Source organism: Glutamicibacter sp. NPDC087831 (assembly GCF_044742845.1).
Taxonomy (GTDB): Bacteria; Actinomycetota; Actinomycetes; order Actinomycetales; family Micrococcaceae; genus Glutamicibacter.
Genome location: NZ_JBIUVH010000004.1, coordinates 73,931 through 90,531 on the forward strand (window position 1 = coordinate 73,931; position 16,601 = coordinate 90,531).

The following is a 16,601-nucleotide window of genomic DNA, read 5'->3' on the forward strand; positions in this document are numbered from 1 at the left end:
CTCAGTTGACTGGAAACCCAGCTAATGAGCAAGACGTCTGTACGGCCAGGAACCAGGGCGGGCAGTTCATGAATTCGACAGGAATCATAGGTTGCTGGGCGAATGAGTTGCGTCAGGACGACGTGCCTGGATCAAGCCATGCCACTCTCCGCGCTTGAATGCGTTCGGTCGAGTTGGCTGAAATGCAACAGCCCTTTGTGCATTCCTTTTCTCCTCGGATGTTACTCTGCCAAGGTATAACTTCGACCGGAACAGCATGGGGGCGATCTGAGGTCAGCTCTGATATTTGCACTAGTGGGCGTCTGTTAAAGTCTTTCCGTTGGATTGGCATTTGGCGATGGATTCGTTATTGCGTTCTTGCAGGCTTCCTAGTTGCATTGGGGTCGAATTTACCATGACGGTGAAAAACCATGGGGCCCACCGGCAATCTCGGATCGGCGTCACTGCCGTCGAAGCCAGAGGCCCGCAGCTCGAGGTTGTATTCGCGAACTTCGTCGGAGAGTTCGATTGTTATCTAGTTCGAGCGTTCCTCCCAAACCAAGTACATGATCACCGGAGTAGCATCGGGGAAGTATCGCGTCGAGGGCTGTATCGAATTCGGGCCGGCCTACCAGAGCACCGAATAGCTCGTGATGAATCCAGTGGTCATCGCAGCGGAATCGAATGACGAGGAAGCCCTGGACTTGGCGATCGGCGGCCTTAGCCTTGATTGATCCGCGAGGGGATCCGAAGAGACTGGTTATGGAGTCCTTGAAAAGCCTCTCGCGACTAATAGGGCCCGCATGATCCAACGATATTAGTGCGACACATAGTTGGGAGATTCTAGGACTAGTGAGTTCTCAAGGATTCTCGGCTGGGGAGCGGTGCCCGGCGAGACTTCTCGCAACCATGGAGTTGCAATATGTCTCTGGATGGGTGTCGAATTCTTTTGTCATTGACGAACTTGATTGGTGATTACTGAGCACTCTCAGTCAGAATTAGCGCAGCTCGATAGCCATCTGACTCGAGACAAGACATTGCTTCTAGTTGCTGGAAAGCTATCGGTAGGCAGGTAGCATCCACCCAGCTCTCCCCGCTACTAACATCGACCCAAGAGTCCTCGATGAGAATGACGGGACGTTCCGTGGAACCAGCCGTTCCATGGCAGAGTAGCCAGTGCGGAACATCGTAGCCGAGCATCTGCTGCAATGACACCAGCAACAAGACGCGGGCACCCTGACTTAATACTTTGTGAATCTGTGAGATTTCCATACGCATAGAGGTCACCGGCAACCCGGTAGCTTCTGCACGGCGGCGCGAGTCAGCCTGCAAGATGCCCCGCCAACCACGTTCAACCTCGGGATAATAGTCGACGATTACTGGCTTATCGGTATCCAAAGACACCTGAACTGAGCTTGCTGGCCAGCGCTCAGCGATGGCCAGCCCGAGCCCCACGGGTTCGCAAGCCATGAAATTAGTCGCTTGACGCCACAGTAACAACTCGGCGGTACGTAGGCGATCCATCGTTGCAATGCTCATCGTTTCCCCGTGCGCGGCCAGCGCGGAAACCGCCGCGCAGGTGAAGTTCTCGCTTTGCTGGTAGTGCGAGGTACGCAGATATCGGGCTGGATGTGACCAGTGCACATAGCCGAATTTTGGAATCGATACCGAAGCATCTGTGGTGAAGCGTGGAGCAGGCAACGACTGGAAACCCATTTGTTCAGCCAGGTCTGCTAGCCACGGTTCTCCCGACCAGCTTTCCCATTTCACGCAGGCCAGATCTTTTTCCCTGGCATAGTCCAGCACCGCACGGACGAGCTCTTCATATGCAGCTGTGTCGCGGGCAAGAACCCCAGAGATCTTCACGTATGCAGTCGCCGAACGGGCGGTAAGCAATGCGGCACCGAGTATGGTGGCATCTGATGACTGTATCGTGAGCAGCCGAGCGTTGACCGTTGCCATGAGACTTTCCCACGGACCTGATATGGAACCCAGATGCCGTAGTTGCGCCGGGTGCTGCTCGGGGTCAAAGGCCTGGATTCTCGTTTGCCGGGCAGAGCGTTTCGCCATGATTCCTTACTATTAGGTGGGGTGGAGGCGGAGTCGGTTAGGATCCTCGCTTAACACCTAGCCGCGTGATCGGTACAAAAGCCAAATGAAGTACGGGGAGCCGAGCAACGACACGATCAGACCGGCGGGAATCTGTGCCGGCGCGATTGCGGTACGGCCCAAGGTATCGGCCAGGCAAACTAGCAAGGCTCCGAAAACCATGGACACCGGGATCGCCCGGTGATGGCGGGAACCCACCAACGACCGCGCCAGATGCGGGGCGATGAGTCCGACGAAGCCAACCACACCTACGGCCACGACGCTGAGTGCCGCAAGCAGCGCGGCAATGGACAATGAGACTAATCGGATGCGAATGGTCTTGACGCCCAGCACCCGGGGCAGGTCTTCGTCGATGGCTAGCAGGTCCAGTTTGCGTCCCATGAGCAGTACGACCGGAAGAGCTAATGCCAACACCGTCAGAACAGGTAACACGTCTGCGAACTGACGTCCATAAGTTGAGCCAGACAGCCAGGTGTAGATGCGCGGAGTTTCCCACGAATTAATGCTCAGCAGCAGGTAGGTGGTGACCGCAGAGAGCGTGTAGCCTGCACCGATGCCGATTAGCACAAAACGTTCAGGGGAGAATCCTCGACGCCAGGCTAGGGCGGTGATGGCAGCGAAGGTCGCGAGCCCGGCAATCACCGCAAAAATCACCAGTAGCGAGCGGGAACCGCCAAAGGCGGTGACCACTACACCCGCGCCCAGCCCTGCCCCCGCGGTAATACCCAGGATTCCGGGCTCGGCCAATGGGTTGCGCACGGCGCCCTGCACCAAACAACCAGCCAGTCCCAAGGCGGCTCCGGCACCCAGCGCCGCGCTGGTCCGTGGTGCACGTTCGGAGAAGGCGCGGGCAATGAGCTTGGGCGCATCATCCTGGAACCACAAGGCGAGATCTCCCAGCTTGAGTAACATGCTCCCGGCCAAAAGGCCTAGAATCACCGCTCCCAACAGCAAACTGAATCCCAGCGTCATGGTGAGAATGAATCGGCGGTTGCTACGCAATTTGCTTGCTACCTGTAACGGGTTGCGAGAGCTGGAAGCTTCGGGCAGTCGCATTGCCAAGATGATGATCAGCACGCCGCCCAGGATCGCGGTGGGAACTCCAGTAGGAATGGAAGCCGCACCTTGCGCACCGAGCGAGGCACGAAGCGAAACATCGGCCAGCAGGATCAGTAGCGCACCAATCAGGCCGGTGGCGGGGAGCAAGAACAGTTGACGGCGCAACACTACCAGGCGGCGCGACAGCAGTCGGGCGAGCACGGGGGCGCCAAGCCCTACAAAAGCAATCGGGCCGGACAGCGAAACGGAAACGCCGGTGAGCAGAACAGCACACAGGACGGCCAGAGCGCGGGTTGAGCGCACCGGGATGCCGAGCACCGCAGCGTTTTCATCACCCAAGGACAGGACATCCAGTCGGCGAGAGAGCAAGAGGCAGATGGCCAGCACCACCAAGATCACTGGCAGACTGCGCAAGAATGCATCGAGATTTAGTTGGGCCAGCGACCCTGAACCCCAGGCATACAGTCCAGTCGTATTTTCCTTGAACAGCAGCAAGATGATTCCGCTGCCTGCTTCCAACGCCATGGCGATGGCTGAGCCAGCGAGGATCAACCGGGTGGTGGCGGTTCCCGCGCTGCGCCCAGAGATAGCCAATACGATCCCGGCGGCGAGCAGCCCGCCAGCGAATGCGAGAGTGCTGGAAGCCAGCGTGGACATGCTTATTCCCAAGGCAGCAGCCACGCTCAACGCGAAGAATGCACCTGAGGTGACAGCCAATGTGTCCGGCGAGGCCAGCGGGTTGCGGGTGACGGATTGGAGCAGTGAACCTGCTACCCCCAAAGCCAGACCAACGGCGGCACCCGCACAGAGGCGCGGTAGCCGGGAGCCGGTGAAGATCTCGGCGGCTCCCACCCCTCCGATACGGGTGTCATCTCCGGTGAGTGCGCGTAGCAGTTCACCCAAACCAATACCAGAGGTCCCCTGGGTGAGGTGCCAAGCACCCACCAGCAGTACCGCTGCCGCTAAGGCGGCTAGCAGACCTAGGCCAGTGGCGAGACGGGTACCGGTGACCGGCGCGGGGGAATAACCAAGGCCGGTCATTTGGATGCCGACCCCGCTGTCCACGATGTGTCGCTCTGCTGATTTTTCAGCGGTTTTCATTTCAGTTGTACGCTACTTGGCTTCCGAGGCGGAGGTCAGTGCATCGGTGAAGGCATCTACCGCTTGACTGGTGGATTTCGGCCCGCCGGCACCCCAGATGTTTGGGAACTGGAAGGTCCGGCCTTCCTTGACTGCGGTCAAGTTGTTCCAGATCTCGCTGGATTCCAGCTCGGTGGTCCACCCGGTGCCTGCGTCGTTGGAGTAGAACAGGTTGACGTCGCCAACGCCCGCTAGGCCTTCTATGTCCGTCTGGGCCAGCCCGTATTCTTTGTTCACGCCGCCGGATCCGAAGGACTTGTTGATGTCATCGTTCCAAGCTGGGCTCAGGCCCAGTTCCTTGCCAAGCTCTGTGAACAGAGCCCCATCAGTGTATGGGCGAATCGTCAGGTTGGAGCCGTCAACCCAACCGTCGAAGAAGAGGAAGTCGGTGGTTTCCAACTTCACCTCGGAGACTTCCTGTTTTTTCTGCGCCAAGTGGGCGTCGAATTCGTTGAGCACTAAGGCAGCACGCTCGGTGCGGCCGGTGGCTTCGGCGACCTGTGAGAAGACATTTTTCATGTTGCCGATGGGATCCGCAGAATCGTTGCCCTTGACCGCCAATACGGGAACGTCGCCCTTATCAAGCTGCGACAGCACGGGGTCTTCTTCACTAAAAGCGTCCACGATGATTAAGTCGGGGTCCAGCGCGTAGATCGAATCCAGATCTGGCTCGCCACGTTCACCCACCGAAGCGACACCCTCAGGCAGCTCCTCTGCAGTGACGTAGGTGCTATATCCATCTGGGGAAGCGACGCCCACCGGAGTGACGCACAAGGTCAGTACATCTTCAATTTCCTGCCATTCGAGCACCACCACGCGCTCGGCTGGTTTATCCAATTCAAGTGTGCGACCCAGATCATCGGTCATAGATACCGGATCTGTGCTAGTGGCGGTGGTGTCATTCGCGCAACTTGCGGATGCGGCAGCGGGGCTCCGTTCGGCACCAGCGCTGCTAATGTCCGTGGTACCGCAAGCGGTGGCTGAGAACAACAGTGCTAGAGCGGCCGCTGAAGTGACTGCATTTCGAGCGAGTGTAGGCATAGGTTTTCCCTTGTAATTATATGTTTCGGTGGTAGAAAGAAAGTGGTCAGCTCATCCGGTGGCGGCTAACCGGTTCGATGCGCAACAATCCATTCTGCTTATCAGAGAGGACCTGCACAGGGATCTCATAGACCTCCGAGAGGTTATCTGCTGTGAGGACCTCAGCGGGGGTTCCTGAGACGTATACCCGGCCGTGTTTCATCAGCACCAGCCGATCAGCCAACGCGGCGGCTTGATTCAGGTCATGCAGGACGATGCCGATGGCTAGCCGATCTTGACGGGCCAGATCATGGACCAGATCTAGGGTCTCGACCTGATATCTCAAGTCGAGGTGATTGGTCGGCTCGTCGAGAAGCACCACATTGGTTTGCTGTGCCAAGCACACGGCCAACCAGACACGTTGAAGTTCTCCACCGGATAGTTCCCCAGCTGCCTTCCGGGACATCGAGGTAGTGCCAGTCAGTTCCATGGCCGAGGCAATCGCCGCATGATCCGCATCGGATAGCCCCGAGAAACCGCGCCGATATGGATGGCGACCGAAGGCGACGATATCTGCCACGGCTAACCCTTCCGGGGTGGCGTGGGACTGCGCGAAGAGCGTAACTTCGTGGGCGAATGTTCGTCCATTCAGCGTGCTAATTTCGCGGGCCTCCCCGTGAGAATTGGAGAGCGTGATCACCCCCGCGGCGCGCTCATGCAACCTTGCCATGGAACGGAGAAGTGTGGATTTCCCGCTGCCATTGGGTCCAATGAGTGCGGTGACTTCACCCGGGGATAAACGGATGGAAGCACCGTCCACTACAGTGCTTTTGCCGTAGCGCAGTACTACCTCGTGGGCGAGCATCGTTCCGGCTGCGGCGGATGCTGCTCCGGACGCCACGTCTAGCATGCGTAAGGAACGGATTGAATACGTCCGATTTGAATAGGTATTTTCACTTAGGTAAGTCTAAGTTAACTAATCGATGTCAGCAATCGATGATTTCTGACAGTGCATCCGGCTTTTCGGTCACCTATTCACATTTGCTAAGGCGAATGTGCCAGGTGTGGAGCCCAAGGTGCGTCGAAAAGCGTCGATAAAAGTACTCGGCTGCGCGTAGCCCAGCATTTCAGAGATGTCTTGGACGCCTTCACCGTTGGTGAGCAGCTCCAGGGCGCGATGAATTTTCACCGCTTGACGCCACTGGGCAAAGGATAAGCCGGTTGCTTCGCGGAAGACTCGCGTGATGGTTCGTGAGCTGATTCCAGCATCTACCGCCCATCGCTCGAGAGATCGGTTATCCGCAGGGTTGGCTAGTAAACGGTTGGCAATGCCATGGATACGAGGGTCATCGGGCAAGCGCAGCGCTAGCTGATGAGCTGATGGTTTGAGTACGTCGAAAACTACAGCCTCCGCACGCGCTCTGGCTTCTTGGCTCAGTTCCCGACTGGATAAATGGACCAGCAACGACTTAAGCAACGGTTTCATGTCGATCACTGTAGGGGTACTGAATGGGGTGGTGGTTCGTTCAGGGGAAAAGAACGCGCTGAAAAGTTCTACATTTGCGGTCAGGCGTCCACCGTGCAGCGCTCCGGACGGAATCCACAGACCATGACCCTCGGAGACCGTAAAAATCTGTCCTTCGATTCGAGCGGTGAGTGTCCCATCTTGGGTCCATAAGAGCTCATGGGCCAGGTGCGAATGAGGCTCCCACTCCGTAGAGACATCAATGGTGTGCGTTTCGCTCAGAATCACAAATGATGAGGTCGCATCGCTAGGCAAGGCAGTTGCTTGCACTAGAGCAGTACCTGGTTCACGGGACCAAGTACCAAGCCCGATGGTCGAGGTAGGAGGGGAAGTCATATTTGCAGTATAGAAAGTATTCGGCATGACATAGCAGGTTTCATGTTAGTTCTACCGAACCCCTTGAAGAACGGTTCAATAATCGCGTGCCAAAATTCTACGGATCGGCTACTAAACCAAATACATTTCACCCCCAACTGGTTCAATCAGGAATCTAGGCTGCGTTCGGTTACCCACAGAAGGCTATTCCAGTGTGTAGTACTCAAGCATGTCATCACGTTTTTCCAGTCTGAATCCTCGACTGGTGAGCAGTCGGGTTGAAGCAGTGTTAGCCGGAGCTACGCGGGCACTGAATTTCGTAATTCCGTATATCTTGGGAATTGAAATCAGGGTGCTATCGAGCACGGCTCCACCAACTCCTCGCCCCCATTGATCTGGAGATACCCAGTAACCGACCTCCACGCAACTTTCCTGCCGGGTGCAAAACACGAGGCCCACTGCTGCATTTGCTTCAGTAGCTAGGAACCATCGAGAGCCCCCCACAGTGTCGAGTGGTTCATGTTGGAGGGATTGCTTAACGCAGGCGTTGATGGTTTGCCGGTCCCATGGCTCCCCATACCCAATAAAACGAGCTACACGTTCATCCGAGGCCATGCTGGCAAAGAATTCGGTGTCTGCGCTGCGAAATGGACGCAGGGTAATTGATTGTGAGCGCGACATCCAAAGCCTTTCGATGTCGTAAATTTAAAAAACTCTTAAATGCATTAAACAGTACTAGACGTACCTATGGCGCTCTTATTTCAAATAGAGGTCAATGAGCGCTCAGAATCCCGCGCCGACCGCGCCGAGCGTCCCATAGCGGAAACCGAAGAACACGGCCCAGTGAAACGGTCCACAACGAGAACCTGCGCAAAGAACTGTTGAAGGTGAAACGGGAGAACGGCTTCATAAAAGTTGTCGGTGCCTATCGCGCCTCGAACAGTAAGGAGTAAGCGCGGTCTTAGACTTCATCGAAGCCCACATAGGCGAGTATCCAGTGAACTGGATGGGCAGGAAACCCAGAATTCCAGGGGCAGTCACTACCGATGTCTGAACGCCTGCCAAGAGCTGAGCGAAGCCTAAGTCCTGCGAGCACACCGCACGAAACTGCTCCAGGACGAGTGTGAGGCGTCCAACCAGGTCGCCGGTGGCGGACAATTAGTGGATTTGATCCGCAAAAACCATGAGGAAGACATCTCGACATCCACGGTGATGTCGCTCATGAAAGAGCTGAGAATCCGGGCCAGGCGGATGAGCGCCTTCAAAACCACGACCGTGCGTGAGCGCCAATCCCGGACGGTGCGTATAGAAAACCATAGGGTCGACAATCTCGGCATGCCTGACTTCCGCTCCTCGCGGCTTGCGGCGAAACTGTTAGGCGATATTGCCTGCCTGCGCGCCGGTGAAGGCTGGTTGTATTTGGCGACGGTGATCGATTTGAATTCGCGACAGATCGTGGGCTGGTCAATGGGTAAGAACATGTAAACGTAGTTGGCCATTGACTCGAGGGGGCTTGCTGCGTCGCAGGCGTTCATCCAGTTTGGTAGTGTGTTCCATTCAGACCGAGGCCCCAATGTACCTCGGCGCGTTCCAGAGGTGGTGTGCTGCGCACAGGGTGCGGTAGTCGACGGGACGCGCCGGGGTGTCCCTGGGATAATTCCGTCGCCGAGTCAGCCTTCTGGACGACCAAGAAGGAAATGTTCCACCACAGGTTCTTCAGCAGCAGGGTGGCTGCGTGTGCCGCAGTGAAGGAGTGCATCGCGGTTTGGTACAACCGGAAGCGCCCGTATACGGCAAATGGCGGAGTTAGCCCCAGGCGGTTCTGGACTCATATCAGGAAAGGGATCCTCTAGCTTTGACGGCTTGAGGAAATGTACAAAAAGATCAAAGTTCGTGTCCCAAAAACTTGACCAGCTCAGGCGCAATGCTATTGCGAGATGCTGGAATGTTCTCGGGCCAGGGGAATTGAGTTTTCATATAGCAGTGCGGGCGGGATTTTTCTTCTTTCGTTCGCGCTCGTAGCGAATCGAAATCGATTCTCTCTGCCTGTTTTAGGGTTTGGGTCGTTTGGCCTTGCGTTGCAGTGCTGTGGTTTGCAGATTTTTCGATCTGTGATTGAACGCGTCGAGCACTTCGGGGCCACACCCACGGCATGCCGTGGGCCAATTGCGTCGACCATGGTTCGTTAGAGGTCTTGTTCTTCCTTCGGAATGCTCCGTGCAAAAGTTCAGCGTCGTTGACCAAACCGGCCGATTCCGGGGAATTGCCGCAGAAAAATGGGTGCATGCAACGCAATGTTGCATGCACCCATTTCCTGGAATCTTGGACTCCCTAGGCAAGTACCTGGCGCTTGGAAGAAATCACGCCGGTGTTGAATCCAGCCAGGCGCAGGCCGCCGTGGAAGCGCGCGTGCTCGATCTTCACGCAGCGGTCCATGACCACATTCATGCCCGCGGCCTCGGCGCGCTGGGCCACTTCCTCGTGCCAGGATCCCAGCTGCAGCCACAGTGTTTTCGCGCCTACGGCCAGAGCCTCGTCCAACACGGTAGGCAGGTCATCGTGCTTGCGGAAGACCTCCACCAGATCCGGGGTTTCCGGCAGATCGGCCAGCGACTTGTACACCGGCTGGCCCAGGATCTCATCGAGTACCGGGTTGATGAAGTACACCTTGTACTTGGAGGAGGAGAGCAGGTAGGTAGCCACGAAATAGCTGGCGCGCGATGGCTTGTTCGAGGCGCCGACAATGGCGATGGACTTGGTGTCGCGCAGGATCTCCAGGCGCTGTGCGGCTCCCGGGCCTTCCCAAGTGGTTTCAACGGCAGCCATTAGATTGCTCCCTTCGAAGCGGTTGGCAATGCGCAGGCGGAACCGTCATAGGCCGGTGCCTCGAACCCTGCGGCGGAACCGGCAATCACTTCCTGCGAAGCGGCCAGCGCCTGGTCCAGATCCCAGAGAATATCCTCGACATCTTCCAGCCCTACCGACAGTCGGATCAAATCTTCTGGCACGCCCGCGGAGACCAGCTGCTCGGCGCTCAGCTGCTGGTGGGTGGTGGAGGCCGGGTGCAGCACCAGGGTGCGGGCATCGCCGATGTTGGCCAGGTGGCTGGCCAGCTGCAGGGCCTCGATGAACTTCGAGCCGGCTTCGCGCCCGCCCTTGACCCCGAAGCTGAAGACCGAGCCGACGCCCATGGGCAGCAGCTCCTTGGCCTGCGCGTGCTGCGGGTGGGACTCCAGGCCCGCGTAGTTCACGTAGGTCACGCGCTCATCGGCCTGCAACCAGGCCGCGACCTGCTTCGCATTGGACAGGTGGTTGTCCATGCGCTGCGGCAAGGTCTCCAGGCCCTGGAGCAGCTGGAATGCGGACTGGGCCGGCAGGGCCGGTCCGAAGTCGCGCAGCTGCTCGCTGCGCAGCTTGGTCAGGAAGCCGTACTCGCCGAAGTTGTCCCACCAGGAGACGTTGCCGTAGCTGGCTACCGGTTCGGTCATGGTGGGGAACTTGCCGTTGCCCCAGTTGAACTTGCCCGACTCGATGACCACGCCGCCCAGGGTGGTGCCGTGCCCGCCGATGAACTTGGTAGCCGAGTGGATCACGATGTCCGCGCCGTGCTCGATAGGGCGCAGGATGTACGGGGGAGTGAGCGTCGAATCGACCACCAGCGGGAGATTGTGGCGGTGCGCCACCTCGGCCAGGCCCTTCAGGTCAGCGATGTCGCCGGACGGGTTGGCCACAACTTCGGTGTAGACGGCCTTGGTGTTCTCCTGGATCGCCGCTTCGAAGTCGGCGGGATCATTGGAGTCGATGAAAGTGGTGTTGATGCCGAAGCGGCGCAGCGAGACATCCAGCTGGGTGATGGTGCCGCCATAGAGCTTGGAGGATGCCACGATGTGGTCGCCTGCCTGGGCCAAGGCCGCGAAGGTGACGAATTCCGCGGCCATGCCCGAGCCGGTGGCTACCGCTCCGATGCCGCCTTCCAGCGAAGCCATGCGCTCTTCGAAAGCCGCCACGGTCGGGTTGCCGATACGCGAGTAGATGTTGCCGTACTTCTGCAGGGCAAAGAGGTTGGCCGCATCGTCAGCGTCCTTGAAGACGAACGAAGTGGTCTGGTAGATCGGCACTGCGCGTGAGCCATGCTCGGCATCGGGGGTGCCTCCGGCATGCAATGCGCGGGTGCGGAATCCAAACTTGTGATCTGCCATGGTGGCTTACGACTCCTTGTCGATTGGGGTTTCGCGGGCACCGCAGGGCGGGTCGCGATCGAGGCAGGAATCCCGGAATCAATGTCGCTTCCTGCTGTGGTCCAACGGGTAGGCGGCTGCATCGTTTCTGGCGGTAGCACCGTAACCACCGGATGTGGCAGGTTGCTGCGGCGTCATCGAACCAGATCTCTCAGCCGCTCGGGATGGTGTAATAATCTTCGCAACATGACCGTTCGTGACCCAACTATGAGTCGTAACGTTGCGTATTGGACGTAATGCCGGAGATTCTTCGATACCTGTTACCCCGGTTAGGCTGGAGCCATGGATACTTCGCTGGCACTGGTGCGACACGGGCAGACCGATTGGAACCTTGCAGGGCGCCTGCAGGGGCGTACCGATATCCCGTTGAACGACACCGGGCGCGAGCAAGCTCGCGAGGTCGGGCGCCAGCTGATCGGCCAGAACTGGTCGCTGGTACTTGCTTCGCCCTTGGAACGTGCCCGGGAAACTGCCGCGCTGATTGCCCAGCAGATCGGGGCCGAGACGGGGAACGCCGTTCCGGAACTCATTGAACGCGGCTTCGGCCCGCTGGAAGGCCGGATCATGGCCGAGGTCAGCGAAGCGGAATCGGCTGCTGCCAAGGACCTGCGTGAGCCGCGTGCCCAGATCTTGAGCCGTGCGGTGCCAGCGCTGCTGGACTTGGCCAGCAGGCATGCCGGGCGCAAGGTCATGATTGTCAGCCATGGGGCCACCATGCGCACCATCCGCGACGCATTGGCCGGAACCACGGATCCCCAAGGCGTGGAAAATGGCGAAATGCTCCACCTGGACTTGATCCGCCTTGAGCAGATCGCCAGCGAATTGGATCTGGTGGCATTCTAGGAATCCATGGGTATCTGCGTGAAGGAATTTTTTTCGTTCACGCCTCACAAAATGGTCTCCTCGTACGTTTACATGGTGAGAAGCCATGAAGGCGCAAAATTCCAGGAGAGCCATGCAAGCACCGTTCGAGCGGATAGTCCAGGACTATGGACTCAACATCCTGCGCGTTTGCCGTGCCCTGCTTGATGAGCATCGCGCGCAAGACGCCTGGTCCGAAACATTCCTCGCCGCGCTCAAGGCGTACCCGCAACTGCCTGAGGACGCCAATGTCCTGGCATGGCTAGTGCGTATTGCCCGGAATAAAGCCATTGACGAGTTGCGCAGGAATAAGCCGGAAATCCTCATCGGCCAAGACGTGGACAGCCTGGCCCCATCGGCCCAACGGCCGGATCTGCAGTTGGAAAACCTGCAGCTGTGGTATGAGGTGAACCAGCTTCCTGGCAAGCAGCGGCAGGTGGTGGCCTACCGCTACCTGGGCGGAATGAGCTACGCGCAAATTGCCGGAATCCTTTCCGGCACCGAAGCTGCCGCCCGGCGTTCGGGCGCCGATGGGATCAAGAATCTGCGGGCCCGGATGGATGACCAAGAACTATGGCGGGAGCAGCCATGAACGGAAAAAATTATCGGCAGCAGGCTACGGCCGCTGAAGCGCAAATCCTCGACTCGCTGCAGGGCCGGCTCGTTGAACGGGCCCGTGCACGGGAACTTGTTGATGTTGCCTATCGCGTGGTCGATAGCCCCGTGGGGGCCTTGCTGCTGGCCAGTACCGATGCCGGGCTGGTGCGGGTCGCTTTTGAATCCGAAGGCCACGACCGGATTCTGGAGGTGCTCTCGGAAAAGCTCAGCCCGCGGATCCTGCGCGACAAGTCGAGCTTGGATGGTGCCGTCCGGCAACTGGATGAGTATTTCGCGGGCCAACGGCATGGCTTCGATCTTCCGGTGGACTTGCAGCTCTCCACCGAGTTCCGCCGCCAGGTGCAGTTGGAACTGGGTCTTATCGATTACGGGCGTACCCTGAGCTACGCCCAGCTGGCGCAGCAGATCGGCAAGCCGAAGGCGGTGCGGGCCGTCGGTTCAGCCTGCGCCACCAACCCGATTCCCATCGTGCTGCCCTGCCATCGGGTGCTGCGCACCGATGGTTCATTGGGCGGCTACCTGGGAGGCTTGGAAGCCAAGTCCGAGCTGCTGAAGCTGGAGAACCCGGACTTCGCCAGCGGCGCCGCGACGCTGTTCTGACGGGCAGTTCCCGCATGAAACAAGTGCTGGGCTGCTGCCTCCCTTGCGGGAAGCAGCAGCCCAGCACTAATTGCTACGGGCTTGCAGCCCAGCAGCTGCTACTTGCTGCGCAGTTCGAAGCGATCTGCGTCCATGAGCTTGGCCCAAGCGGAGGCGAAGTCATTGACGAACTTCTCCTTGGCATCATCCGAAGCGTAAACCTCGGCCAGTGCACGCAGCTCGGAGTTGGCACCGAAGACCAGATCCACGCGGCTGCCGGTCCAGCGGCCATCGGTGGTGGTGTAGGTCTGCTCGTCAGCGGACGGGGTCCATTCCAACCCCAGCTCCAGCAGGTTCGCGAAGAAGTCGTTGGTCAACGCGCCTGGGGTGTCGGTGAAGACGCCCAAGTTGGAGCCGTCCCAGTTATTGCCGATGACGCGCAGTCCACCGAGCAGTACGGTAGCTTCCGGTGCCGAGAGGCCCAGCAGATTCGCGCGGTCGATCAGCAAGTACTCGCTTGGCAGCTTGACGAAGCCCGAGTCGTAGTTGCGGAATCCGTCGGAAACTGGTTCCAGCCATGCGAACTGGTCAACGTCGGTTTGCTCCTGGGTTGCGTCTACACGGCCCGGGGTGAATGGAACCTCGACCTGCTGGCCAGCTGCCAGGGCTGCCTGCTCGACTCCGACGTTGCCGGCTAGGACAACGACGTCCGCGAAGGAAGCCTTGATCCCGGAAGTGGCGTTGAAGTTGTCAACAATCTCTTCCAGCTTGGCAATTACCGGCTTGAGCTGTTCAGGCTGGTTCACGCTCCAGGAGACCTGTGGTTCCAGGCGGATGCGGCCGCCGTTGACGCCGCCGCGCTTATCCGAGGTGCGGAAGGTCGAAGCGGCCTTCCAAGCCGTGGATACCAGCTGCTGGACGGTCAGTCCCGAATCGTTGATCAGGGCTTTAAGTGCGGCAACTTCAGTTGCACCCAAGGTGGTCTGCGGAGCTGCTGGCAGTGGATCCTGCCAGAGCAGGTCCTCAGCAGGAACCTCTGGGCCGAAGTAGCGGGACTTCGGGCCCATGTCACGGTGGGTCAGCTTGAACCATGCGCGGGCGAAGGCGTCTGCGAACTGGTCAGGGTTCTCCTTGAAGTTCTTGGAGATCGGGCCGTAGACCGGGTCGAAGCGCAGGGCCAGGTCGCTGGTAAGCATGCGTGGCTCGCGGTGTTCCAAGGTCTCGAATGCAGGCTGGACCAAGCCGGCTCCGCCATTGTTGACCGGGCGCCACTGCTTGGCGCCTGCTGGGGATTCGAACAGTTCCCATTCGTAGGCGAAGAGGATGTGGAAGAACTCGTTGTCCCAGCGGGTTGGGTGGTAGGTCCAGGTGACTTCAAGACCCGAGGAGACGGTGTCCGCGCCCTTGCCGGTGCCGTGGCCGTTCTTCCAGCCCAGTCCCTGCATTTCGAGCGGAGCTGCTTCTGGATCCGGGCCGATCTTGTCATCGGCATGCGCGCCGTGGGTCTTGCCGAAGGTGTGGCCACCGGCGATCAGCGCGACGGTCTCCTCGTCGTTCATGCCCATGCGGCGGAAGGTTTCGCGGATGTCTACGGCCGAGGCCAGCGGATCCGGATTTCCGTCAGGACCCTCAGGATTCACGTAGATCAGGCCCATCTGCACTGCTGCCAGAGGAGCATCCAGGTCTCGCTTGCCGGTGTAGCGTTCGCTGTCCAGCCAGACCTTTTCAGGGCCCCAGTAGACATCGTCATCTGCTTCCCAAACGTCCTTGCGGCCGCCGGCGAAACCGAAGGTCTCGAATCCCATGTCTTCCAGAGCCACATTGCCAGCCAGCAGGATAAGGTCGGCCCAGGAAATCGACTGGCCGTACTTCTTCTTCACTGGCCACAGCAGGCGGCGAGCCTTGTCCAGCGAAACGTTGTCAGGCCACGAGTTCAGCGGAGCGAAGCGCTGCTGGCCTGCGCCGCCGCCGCCACGGCCGTCGTGCGAGCGGTAGGTGCCTGCGGAGTGCCAAGCCATGCGGATGAAGAACGGGCCGTAGTGGCCGAAGTCTGCTGGCCACCAGTCGTGCGACTGGGTCATGATTTCGGTCAGGTCGGCTTTTACTGCCGACAAGTCGAGGGCATTGAAGGCTTCAATGTAGTCGAAGTTCTCGTCCAGCGGGTTGGAAACCTGCTGGTTCTTGGCCAGAATCCTCAGATTCAGCTTATTCGGCCACCATTCGGTGTTGGCATTGCCCTGGGTAGGGTGAATTCGACCCGCGCCGCCAACTACTGGGCACTGACCTGCAGTCATCTCAGACATGTGCTCTTTCCTTCCGGATTGTTTAGGGTTTATCTGGTTTTATCCATCGCGCAGCAGCTGCGCTGATGACGATGGCAAATCTAGGGGTTTACTTAGACAGCAACTATGCGTTCGCAGCCTGGCAATCCGGGCAGGTGCCCCAATAGATCACTTCGGCTTCATCAATGCTGAACCCGTGGTCATTGGAAGCATGCAGGCACGGGGCGCCGCCGACAGCGCAGTCGACGTCCGCCAGCTTTCCGCACTGGCGGCACACCACATGGTGGTGATTGTCGCCAACGCGGGCTTCATAGCGGGCGGTATGGCCCTGTGGCTGTATCTGCCGAATGACACCCAGCTTCGTGAAGAGCCTGAGTGAATCGTAGACAGCTTGGTGCGACACATTGGGGTGATCTTCACGGACAGCCGAAATGATGGTTTCGGTATCCGCGTGCGGGTGCGCCGCGACGGCGGAAAGTACCGCAACGCGCGGTTGCGTGACCCGCATCGATGCCGCCTTCAGCACCTGCTCGATCCCTGCCTGTGATGTCATGTACCCAGCATGCCTGCTTATTTTGAATCAGTCAAGATAAGTTCCAGTGTATTTCACGTTAAAAGTTGGTGGACCCCGGTTCGCTGGTTGAATCAATGGCTCATTAGTAGATATTCCTTAACCGGCATGTTCAAGCGTGACGTGCTTCCGGGGAGAAAAATTGCGGAATCATAGAGATTTCACCAGAAATAGGAAAGGCAATAATGGGCGATTTTGACTCCAAGAATATTTCCGGTCATTTCATGATTTCGCGGGGGCAAGGAGTGGAAATCTCCATGGGGCGAGGAAGCTCACATGGATGGTGATGCCAGCGTAAACAACGT

General features: G+C 58.6%; 13 protein-coding genes, 1 pseudogene and 1 riboswitch. Of the genes and pseudogenes, 4 read left to right on the forward strand and 10 right to left on the reverse strand.

Annotated elements, in window-relative coordinates; translation table 11 throughout:
* Window positions 1-954 precede the first annotated feature (954 nt).
* From ACIOJF_RS13360 to ACIOJF_RS13385, 6 genes are all read right to left on the reverse strand, one after another.
* Complete coding sequence (locus ACIOJF_RS13360; protein WP_332595360.1) at window positions 955-1,941, reverse strand: peptidase C39 family protein; 987 nt, start codon at window positions 1,939-1,941, stop codon at window positions 955-957.
* A 165-nt stretch (window positions 1,942-2,106) separates the two neighbouring features.
* On the reverse strand, window positions 2,107-4,248 hold the full coding sequence (locus ACIOJF_RS13365) for an iron ABC transporter permease (RefSeq protein WP_402741726.1): 2,142 nt from the start codon (window positions 4,246-4,248) through the stop codon (window positions 2,107-2,109).
* 12 nt (window positions 4,249-4,260) lie between these two features.
* On the reverse strand, window positions 4,261-5,124 hold the full coding sequence (locus ACIOJF_RS13370; RefSeq protein WP_286134247.1) for an ABC transporter substrate-binding protein: 864 nt from the start codon (window positions 5,122-5,124) through the stop codon (window positions 4,261-4,263).
* Window positions 5,125-5,374: 250 nt separating this feature from the next.
* On the reverse strand, window positions 5,375-6,217 hold the full coding sequence (locus tag ACIOJF_RS13375) for an ABC transporter ATP-binding protein (protein WP_105657938.1): 843 nt from the start codon (window positions 6,215-6,217) through the stop codon (window positions 5,375-5,377).
* Between the two features lie 117 nt (window positions 6,218-6,334).
* On the reverse strand, window positions 6,335-7,168 hold the full coding sequence (locus ACIOJF_RS13380; protein WP_402697485.1) for an AraC family transcriptional regulator: 834 nt from the start codon (window positions 7,166-7,168) through the stop codon (window positions 6,335-6,337).
* Window positions 7,169-7,351: 183 nt separating this feature from the next.
* The gene (locus ACIOJF_RS13385; RefSeq protein WP_105657939.1) at window positions 7,352-7,828 is read right to left on the reverse strand and encodes a GNAT family N-acetyltransferase; all 477 of its coding nucleotides are present in this window, start codon (window positions 7,826-7,828) and stop codon (window positions 7,352-7,354) included.
* A 111-nt stretch (window positions 7,829-7,939) separates the two neighbouring features.
* Between ACIOJF_RS13385 and ACIOJF_RS13390 the strand changes: the two are divergent.
* Window positions 7,940-9,014 (forward strand): annotated as a pseudogene (locus ACIOJF_RS13390) (IS3 family transposase); the annotation flags it as partial.
* A gap of 464 nt (window positions 9,015-9,478) precedes the next feature.
* On the opposite strand, the gene ACIOJF_RS13395 reads toward ACIOJF_RS13390, so the two are convergent.
* Together ACIOJF_RS13395 and ACIOJF_RS13400 are read right to left on the reverse strand one after the other, a co-directional pair.
* Window positions 9,479-9,973: a CoA-binding protein gene (locus tag ACIOJF_RS13395; protein ID WP_402697489.1), complete on the reverse strand. Its 495-nt coding sequence runs from the start codon at window positions 9,971-9,973 to the stop codon at window positions 9,479-9,481.
* Window positions 9,973-11,346, reverse strand: a complete 1,374-nt coding sequence (locus ACIOJF_RS13400) for an O-acetylhomoserine aminocarboxypropyltransferase/cysteine synthase family protein (RefSeq protein ID WP_402697491.1) — start codon at window positions 11,344-11,346, stop codon at window positions 9,973-9,975. Before ACIOJF_RS13400 ends, ACIOJF_RS13395 begins: the two co-directional genes overlap by 1 nt.
* 115 nt (window positions 11,347-11,461) lie before the next feature.
* A riboswitch (SAM riboswitch) is annotated at window positions 11,462-11,556 on the reverse strand.
* A gap of 111 nt (window positions 11,557-11,667) precedes the next feature.
* Here ACIOJF_RS13400 and ACIOJF_RS13405 point away from each other — a divergent pair.
* The 3 genes from ACIOJF_RS13405 (at window position 11,668) to ACIOJF_RS13415 (ending at window position 13,464) form a co-directional block, all read left to right on the forward strand.
* Window positions 11,668-12,228, forward strand: a complete 561-nt coding sequence (locus tag ACIOJF_RS13405) for a histidine phosphatase family protein (protein ID WP_332595233.1) — start codon at window positions 11,668-11,670, stop codon at window positions 12,226-12,228.
* 112 nt (window positions 12,229-12,340) lie between these two features.
* Window positions 12,341-12,838: an RNA polymerase sigma factor gene (locus ACIOJF_RS13410; RefSeq protein WP_402735238.1), complete on the forward strand. Its 498-nt coding sequence runs from the start codon at window positions 12,341-12,343 to the stop codon at window positions 12,836-12,838.
* Complete coding sequence (locus ACIOJF_RS13415; RefSeq protein WP_402735239.1) at window positions 12,835-13,464, forward strand: methylated-DNA--[protein]-cysteine S-methyltransferase; 630 nt, start codon at window positions 12,835-12,837, stop codon at window positions 13,462-13,464. Before ACIOJF_RS13410 ends, ACIOJF_RS13415 begins: the two co-directional genes overlap by 4 nt.
* 98 nt (window positions 13,465-13,562) lie before the next feature.
* Here the strand turns inward: ACIOJF_RS13415 and katG are convergent, their stop codons facing one another.
* On the reverse strand, window positions 13,563-15,746 hold the full coding sequence (katG, locus tag ACIOJF_RS13420) for a catalase/peroxidase HPI (RefSeq protein WP_105657950.1): 2,184 nt from the start codon (window positions 15,744-15,746) through the stop codon (window positions 13,563-13,565).
* A gap of 103 nt (window positions 15,747-15,849) precedes the next feature.
* Complete coding sequence (locus ACIOJF_RS13425; RefSeq protein WP_402735240.1) at window positions 15,850-16,278, reverse strand: Fur family transcriptional regulator; 429 nt, start codon at window positions 16,276-16,278, stop codon at window positions 15,850-15,852.
* Between the last annotated feature and the right edge of the window lie 323 nt (window positions 16,279-16,601).

Bases quoted from the DNA above. Each gene is read 5' to 3' on its own strand.
- ACIOJF_RS13360 (WP_332595360.1), bottom strand. From the start codon at position 1,941: ATGGCAACGGTCAACGCTCGGCTGCTCACGATACAGTCATCAGATGCC.
- ACIOJF_RS13365 (WP_402741726.1), bottom strand. From the start codon at position 4,248: ATGAAAACCGCTGAAAAATCAGCAGAGCGACACATCGTGGACAGCGGG.
- ACIOJF_RS13375 (WP_105657938.1), bottom strand. From the start codon at position 6,217: ATGCTAGACGTGGCGTCCGGAGCAGCATCCGCCGCAGCCGGAACGATG.
- ACIOJF_RS13380 (WP_402697485.1), bottom strand. From the start codon at position 7,168: ATGACTTCCCCTCCTACCTCGACCATCGGGCTTGGTACTTGGTCCCGT.
- ACIOJF_RS13385 (WP_105657939.1), bottom strand. From the start codon at position 7,828: ATGTCGCGCTCACAATCAATTACCCTGCGTCCATTTCGCAGCGCAGAC.
- ACIOJF_RS13395 (WP_402697489.1), bottom strand. From the start codon at position 9,973: ATGGCTGCCGTTGAAACCACTTGGGAAGGCCCGGGAGCCGCACAGCGC.
- ACIOJF_RS13400 (WP_402697491.1), bottom strand. From the start codon at position 11,346: ATGGCAGATCACAAGTTTGGATTCCGCACCCGCGCATTGCATGCCGGA.
- ACIOJF_RS13405 (WP_332595233.1), top strand. From the start codon at position 11,668: ATGGATACTTCGCTGGCACTGGTGCGACACGGGCAGACCGATTGGAAC.
- ACIOJF_RS13410 (WP_402735238.1), top strand. From the start codon at position 12,341: ATGCAAGCACCGTTCGAGCGGATAGTCCAGGACTATGGACTCAACATC.
- ACIOJF_RS13415 (WP_402735239.1), top strand. From the start codon at position 12,835: ATGAACGGAAAAAATTATCGGCAGCAGGCTACGGCCGCTGAAGCGCAA.
- katG (WP_105657950.1), bottom strand. From the start codon at position 15,746: ATGTCTGAGATGACTGCAGGTCAGTGCCCAGTAGTTGGCGGCGCGGGT.
- ACIOJF_RS13425 (WP_402735240.1), bottom strand. From the start codon at position 16,278: ATGACATCACAGGCAGGGATCGAGCAGGTGCTGAAGGCGGCATCGATG.